Genomic DNA, 4,967 nt, shown 5'->3' with positions numbered 1-4,967 from the left:
CCCCCCCCCGACATCGACCTACATCCATTCCATTGGGAGTTGGAGTTTCCCGAAGTATTCGATCGTTCGAATCCAGGCTTCGACGCCATTGTGGGAAACCCTCCTTTTGCCGGCAAAAACACCATCGCATCGGCTCTTCCCACCTACACGACGGACTGGCTGCTCCAGACTCACAGCGAATCACACGGAAATGCTGACCTGGTTGCCCATTTTCTCCGCCGCGCCTTCCTACTACTCCGCAGCACAGGCTGCCTCGGCATGATTGCAACCAATACAATCTCCGAAGGAGACACTCGCACAACCGGCCTTCGCTGGATCCGTAAACACGGGGGCAACATCTACGATTGCAGACGCCGCGTACGATGGCCAGGCGAGGCCGCTGTCATCGTCAGCACATTATGCATTCGCAAGGACGCCTTCCATTCACCAGCCCTCCTCAACAATCGCGAAGTCGATCTAATATCAGCATTCCTAGTTCACAAAGGCGGGGATGACAACCCACACCAACTACCGTCCAATACAGGACTGAGTTTCCAAGGCCCAGTAGTACTTGGCATGGGCTTTACCTTCGAAGACAACAATCCCGATGCAAACCCGCTCAGCAAAATGAAAGAGATCATCGAGAAAGACAGCAAGAACGCTCAGATCATCAAGCCATACATCGGAGGAGACGAGCTACTGACAGACCCCCAACAATCGCACAGACGATATGTTATCGACTTCGAAGAGCGCTCAGAGAACGACGCTCAGCAATGGCCAGACTTATATCAACTCGTAAAGGAACGCGTCCTACCGGGACGAATGAAGCAGAAAGACAACCCTGACGGCCGACGCAGAAAGAAATTCTGGTGGCTCTGGGGGCGATACACCCCCGCGTTATTCAACGCTATCAAACCTCTACAGCGCATATTGATGCACTCCTTCCCGTCCAAGCACCTGGTATTTGCCTTCATCCCATCCTCCACAGTTATCGCAGCCCCACATGCTGCATTCGCACTTCCCGAACACTCTTCATTTTGCGCCCTCCAGAACCGCTGCCACGAAATCTGGGCCCGAGCGTTTGGATCCACCCAAGAAGATCGACTTCGATATACGATATCCGATTGCTTCGAAACATTCCCCTTTCCTACTTCATGGCGAACCGATCCCACCCTTGATACCGCTGGAGAGGCCTACTACACCCACCGCGCCGCCCTGATGATCCGCAACGACGAGGGCCTGACCACCACCTACAACCGTTTTCACGACCCCAACGAGACCTCCCCCGACATCCTCCGCCTTCGCGAGATCCACGACGCGATGGACCGCACCGTGCTCGACGCCTACGGCTGGACCGACATCCAGCCTCGCTGCGAGTTCCTGCTCGACTACGAGGAAGAGGACGACGACGAGACCTCCAGCCGCCGCCGCAAGCCCTGGCGCTACCGCTGGCCGGACGAGATCCAGGAGGAAGTCCTCGCGCGCCTGCTCGACCTCAACCAGAAGCGCGCCGAAGAAGAACGCCTCGCGGATCTCACAGCCGATGGTGGCAAGACCAAGGGCGGCAAGAAGGCGACCAAGGCAGCGAAGGCGGGCAAAGCCATGGGCGCCAAGAAGGCCGCGAAGAAGACCCCCTCCCCTGCCCGAACGCAGTCGCACCCATCCGATGACGACGACGGTTGGAAGACCACCAAGAAGAAGCGCAGCAAGAAGAAGCCCGCCTCCGCGAACCTCGAGTTGCTCCCGCGCGACGAGGAATAGCCCGCCATGCGATCCGGCACCTCCGCCACCGAATCCGGCAACACCTACGAGCAGTTCGTCCGCACGTGGCGCTTGGCCGACTTAATCTCTGCCACCCTCACCGCCTCTCCAAAATCCCCGCCCCGCTTCCTCTCCGGCCTCGACCTCATGCTCGTCGACGGCCTCGATGGACACACGCGCCTCTCCGGTCGAGCATCACTTCGAGGAGGCCATCACAGACGTCGAACAACTCGAGCAACAGCGGCGAGCTCGCACGCTGAGCACCGACAAGAAGAAGCCGAAGACCAGATCCAAGAGAAAGCAGTTAGCCACTCCCATGTCCGCCCTCGATCTCCTCCTCCGCACCGGCATCGACTCCGAGCGCTTCCACCAGTTCGTGCTCGTCTCCCTGCTGCGCCACACCACCCTCCCCGAGTTCCTGCGCCCGGGCTTCGGCCCGGCCACCAACGTCGGGTGGGAGCCCCACGGCGGCACCTACGACCTGTCGATGACCAACGCCTCCGGCCACACGGTGCTGCTCGAGCTCAAAGTCGACTCTGCCCTCTCCTTCGGCCAGCTCGAAACCCAGGTCGACGCGCTCCCCGAGACCGCCGAGCTGGCCTACGTCCTGCTCGGCCACTGCCGCTTCACCGCCCGCCCCCGGCTCGACGACCGGCTCTCCGCACACCTGCCGGCCCGCGCCTTCGTCCACGACCTCGCTTCTCTCCACGACCTCCTTGCCCACGTGCAGCCCGTCTCGGCCAGCGCCGAGGCCAGCGAAGCCGCCGAGCTCGCCACTGCCTACCGCCACCACCTCCCGAAGCTCTCCCTCCGCAACGAAGGCTTCTTCGACCACCCACCCGCCGCGTGGGAACACGAGCACTGGGGCTACTACTACGGCTACTTCGAGCACTGCCGACGCACGATCCCCGCCATGAAGGGCGCGCACATCTCCTACGTGCCCACGCCCACCGGAGGCTTTCGCGCCTGCCACCTCCCGCGGACCACCGTCGAGCCCGGTGTCAAAGCCTACCTCCAGCTCGAGGATGGCAAGCTGTGCTTCAAGATCTCCGTCAACGACGACACCCTCGATCGCAGCGCCACCCGCGACCGCATCCGCGACCGCCTGCTCCCGATCACCGATGCGCTCGACCTCCCGATCCGCAAGCCCGATCGCCTCGGCCACGGCCAGACCATGACCCTGGCCTTCCTCCCTCCCGACGAGACGGGCTTCGGCCTCCGCGAACAGCACGACCGCTTCGCCCGCTCCATCACGATCGCAGCCACTGCGATCGAGCGGCTTGCCTGCGCGCCTCGACCCACGACCTGAAGCACTACGGAACGAAGTGATGGCGAAGGATCCGGAGACGCGGGCGCATCAGGAGTGGCTGGGCCTCTTGCAGCCGGTGGGGCTGGTGGTGTCGCCACCTGCCCTGGTGAAGGCGCAGGCGGTGGTGGCCCGCAACGCGGTCGAGCTGCAGCGACGGCTGCGTGCCGTGATGGAGGCAGACGCGAAGGATCATCCGAGGCTGCCCCGGTGGGAGGTGCTGGCACGAGAGCTACTCGACTGGGAGACCGAGGATCTGGAGTCGGGAGAGGCGGTGCCCAAACGGCTGGAGGTGGCGCTGCCGGATCACCAGGAGGTGCTGCGGCCCACGCATGCGGTGCCCGATGCGGACCGGCAAGGAGAGCACGTGATGCTGGTGCAGGAGCTGCGGGACGTGAACGACCTGCAACTCCTCGATCGACCGCCACGCGAGCCGCGGGGGTGGCACGCGAGCCCGCAGCTCAAGATGGAGCGGCTCTTGCGGGACACAGGAGTGCCACTGGGGCTCATGAGCACGCCGGTGGGGGTCCGATTGGTGGCGGCGCCGGCCGGAGAAAGCTCGGGACACCTGACCTTCCCGGCGGAGGCGCTGGTGCAGGTGGGTGGGCGGCCGCTCGTCGCCGCTCTACACATGCTGCTCTGCGCCGAGCGGATGTTCACGCTGCCGCCCGGGCGGCGGCTGCCGGCGGTCGTGGTGGAGAGCCGAAAGTACCAGAACGTGGTCAGCACCAAGCTCGCCGAGCAGGTGCTGCGGGCACTCGGGGAGCTACTGCGGGGGTTCCAGGCGGCTGACGAGGCGACGGAGGGGCGGCTTCTCGGGGAGGTGGTGCGGGAGGAGCCGCAGCACGTGTACGGGGGGCTCATCACGGTGCTGATGCGACTGGTGTTCCTGCTCTACGCCGAGGAGCGGGAGATGCTACCCGATGACCCGGTGTACGTGGGGCACTACTCGGTCGGCGGGTTGTTCGAGCGGCTACGAGCGGATGCCGGGCTCTACCCGGACACGATGGACCAGCGATACGGATCGTGGGCACAGCTCCTGTCGCTGTTTCGGCTGGTGTTCGACGGCGGTGGACACGGAGGGATGTGGCTGCCGGCGCGGCATGGACAGCTGTTCCATCCCGACGAGTATCCGTTCCTCGAGGGACGGCCCAAGGGGTCGGCGCGGCAGCGGTTCGGGGCGCAGGAGGTGATCGAGCCGCCAAGGGTCTCGGACGGGGTGGTGTCGCGGGTGCTCGAGGATCTGCTGATGCTCGACGGGGAACGGCTGAGCTACCGGAGCCTCGACGTCGAGCAGATTGGCAGCGTGTACGAGGCGGTGATGGGGTTCGAGGTCAAGCGGACCCACGGAGCGAGCATCGGGGTGCGACCGCAGCACGTGGTGGTGGACCTCGAAGACGTCCTGCGCATCAGGGGCAAGGCGCGGGTGGATGCGTTCGAGAAGGGCGCGGGATGCAAGCTCGGCAGCAAGCAGCACGCGGAGGTGAAGGCGGCCGGGTCGGTGGACGAGCTGATGGCCGCGCTCGGGAAGAAGGTGAGCCCGCAGACCCCGCGAGTGCTGCCGAGAGGCTCGCTGTACCTACAGCCGACCGAAGAGCGGCGACGCTCGGGGAGCCACTACACCCCACGGAGCCTGACCGAGCCGATCGTGCGGACGACGCTGCGACCGGTGCTAGAGGGACTGGGGGAGCAACCGAGCGCGCAGAGGATCTTGGAGCTGAAGGTGTGCGACCCGGCGATGGGGTCGGGAGCATTCCTCGTGGAGGCTTGCCGGCACCTGGCGCAGAAGGTGGTGGAGGCGTGGGAGCGAGACGGGAAGGCGCCCGATCTCGGGGCCGATGAGGATCTGCTGCTGCACGCACGACGACTGGTGGCACAGCGGTGCTTGTATGGGGTGGACAAGAACCCGTTTGCGGTGAGC

At 64.5% G+C, this 4,967-nt stretch carries 3 protein-coding genes; all 3 read left to right on the top strand.

The window, feature by feature from the left end:
• Positions 1–1,740, top strand: a 1,740-nt coding sequence (locus OEB96_RS00625; protein WP_323137310.1) for an Eco57I restriction-modification methylase domain-containing protein, incomplete at its 5' end; no start/stop codon positions are given.
• Positions 1,741–1,906: 166 nt separating this feature from the next.
• On the top strand, positions 1,907–3,049 hold the full coding sequence (locus tag OEB96_RS00620; protein WP_266213427.1) for a hypothetical protein: 1,143 nt from the start codon (positions 1,907–1,909) through the stop codon (positions 3,047–3,049).
• Between the two features lie 19 nt (positions 3,050–3,068).
• On the top strand, positions 3,069–4,967 hold a 1,899-nt coding region (locus OEB96_RS00615), incomplete at its 3' end, for an N-6 DNA methylase (RefSeq protein ID WP_266213426.1).

This window comes from Paraliomyxa miuraensis, assembly GCF_026337845.1.
Lineage (GTDB): Bacteria > Myxococcota_A > Polyangia > Nannocystales > Nannocystaceae > Paraliomyxa > Paraliomyxa miuraensis.
This window is presented reverse-complemented; position numbering and strand designations above follow the sequence as displayed.

Bases quoted from the DNA above. Each gene is read 5' to 3' on its own strand.
- OEB96_RS00620 (WP_266213427.1), top strand. From the start codon at position 1,907: ATGGACACACGCGCCTCTCCGGTCGAGCATCACTTCGAGGAGGCCATC.